General features: G+C 66.3%; 2 protein-coding genes. Both read left to right on the top strand.

Annotated features, from left to right (window positions below; genetic code table 11):
- A partial coding sequence (locus tag ACT84W_RS07290; protein WP_444328721.1) for a fructose-specific PTS transporter subunit EIIC occupies positions 1-581 on the top strand: 581 nt, incomplete at its 5' end.
- A gap of 593 nt (positions 582-1,174) precedes the next feature.
- The coding region (locus ACT84W_RS07285; RefSeq protein ID WP_444328720.1) for an RNase adapter RapZ at positions 1,175-1,374 on the top strand (200 nt) is incomplete at its 3' end.

Below are 1,374 nucleotides of genomic sequence, written 5' to 3'. Positions count from 1 at the left end.
GCGGCGGCATCCTCACCGCTATCGCCTTCCTGGTCGACCAGCCCGGCCTCGGCACGAGCAACATCGTGATCCTCGGCCTCGTCCTCGGCGGCATGATGTCCGTCGACATGGGCGGCCCCTTCAACAAGGCAGCGTACGTCTTCGGCACCGCCGCGCTCGACCCGTCCTCCGGCCTTGGCACCACCGGCCAGATCATCATGGCCTCCGTCATGGTCGGCGGCATGGTCCCGCCCCTGGCGATCGCCCTCTCCACGACCTTCTTCAAGGATCGCTGGTCCAAGTCCGACCGCAACGCCGGCCTGGTGAACTACATCATGGGCCTCTCGTTCATCTCTGAGGGCGCCATCCCGTTCGCCGCTGCCGACCCCGGCCACGTCCTGCCGTCCTGCATCATCGGCTCCGCCATCGCCGGCGGCCTCTCTGCCGCCTTCGGCTGCACGAGCCCCGCGCCTCACGGCGGCGCCTGGGTCACCGCGGTCATCGGCAACCCGGTCATGTGGCTGGTCGCGTGCGTCATCGGCTCCGTCGTCGGCTGCCTGATTCTCTCGTTCTGGAAGAAGCCCCTCAAGCAGGAGGACTAGCTTCCTGCAGGGGAGTGCCGGCCCTCAGGGCAAGGGATAGCACCCCGCGCCTTGGGATGCGCCTAGCGTCCCGGGAAGTGCGGGCCCTCAGAGAGCGGGTGTGGCACCCAGCGTCCCGGGATTCCGGGGGCGCCTTATGAGTGCCCGGCTCCGGGAAGCGTCTCGGGGGTGTCTTAAAAGCGCTCGACGTCTCTAGTAGCTCTCCGAGAGCGCAAACAGACGCCCCACGAGCCGGCGCGCCTTCTCCAATCCGTCAACCAGCGTGGCGACAGCGCTCGTTGAGAACCAAGAACCCGCCCGCGCGATCCCTCCAACCGCGCGGGCGGGCTTCTTTGTGCCTGCGATGCGTTTTGGGTAGCTGAATAGCTTAACCCCCAAACGAGGGACGTTTTTGGCCTTGAATCGCCTTAAATACGTCCCTCGTTTGGGGGTTAGACAATTCAGGTTCCCAAGTGCCCGCAAACATGCGCCCGCATGCCCCGCGGGTCTGCCTCCCGCATCGCTGACCCGTCTGCCCCGCCTCCGTGCTGATCGCGCCCACATCCCCGTCACCGCTATACTCAAAACCAGAAGACCGAGAAGGGAAGAAGCCCATGCCCACATCCAGCCAGCAGATGCGCGCGGCCGAGAACCGCAACCGCGTGCCCGACGTCGTCGTGATCACGGGCATGTCGGGCTCCGGCCGCACCCAGGCCCTCCATGTGTTCGAGGACATGGGCTACTTCTGCATCGACAACCTCCCGCCGCGCCTGTTGCTCCAGCTCGCCGAGCTCGTGGGGATCAACTCCGGCGT

Source organism: Paratractidigestivibacter sp., from assembly GCF_052362415.1.
Taxonomy (GTDB): Bacteria; Actinomycetota; Coriobacteriia; order Coriobacteriales; family Atopobiaceae; genus Paratractidigestivibacter.
Note: the sequence above shows the minus strand (reverse complement) of the source record. Positions and strands in the feature narration are given on the sequence as shown.